The following is a 666-nucleotide window of genomic DNA, read 5'->3' as shown; positions in this document are numbered from 1 at the left end:
TTATGCCGACTCCCCGATTATGCCGCGTCGTGCATGCCCGTGATGGAGGGTATGGCCTTTCACGATCGCCGTGTCGGCATAAACGTATGATTTCTCAGGCTGGCTATCGCGCTGGCCAGGAGAAATCAGATGAATGCGACACGCACAGTCAGCGAATCCGGTGGGCTGCCGGACCATCACATCGATGCATTTCTTGATCGTCTACGGACGGCACACTATTCCGAGGTATCGCTTCGCAAGAAACGAAGAGTCCTGTGTGCGTTCTCTGGGTGGATGAAGAACGGGAACATCGACCTGATTGATCTCGATGAGTCTGTCACGGCTCGTTTTATGAATCGCATGATCGACGCTTCACGAGACCGCGTCCGGCGTGCGCGTCCCACCTTACGGCAGTTTCTTGCCTATCTGCGCGCGGAAACCATTGTGTGTTCGCCGACGTTGGGCGGCCAGTCCGAGATTGCGCGCATTTATCGCCGATACCTGGACCATCTGAGGCAGGATCGTGGACTCGCGAGGAACTCGCTGCTCGTCTACGGCCCCTTCATTCGCGACTTTCTCGACAGCCACTCGGCCAACGACGGAAGTATATTGCCAGATGCATTTTGCGCCGTAACGATCCGAGATCATTTCCTTGCCTACAGCCAAGGCCGATCGGCGGAGTACACG

Annotated in this window: 1 pseudogene; it reads left to right on the top strand. The window is 56.5% G+C overall.

What is annotated here, in order from left to right:
* Window positions 1–129 precede the first annotated feature (129 nt).
* Window positions 130–666, top strand: a pseudogene (locus KHO31_RS39015) (site-specific integrase); the annotation flags it as partial.

It is taken from the genome of Paraburkholderia domus, from assembly GCF_905220705.1.
Taxonomy (GTDB): Bacteria; Pseudomonadota; Gammaproteobacteria; order Burkholderiales; family Burkholderiaceae; genus Paraburkholderia; species Paraburkholderia domus.
The sequence above is the reverse complement of the archived record's forward strand: the minus strand, read 5'-3'. Positions and strand labels throughout refer to the sequence as shown.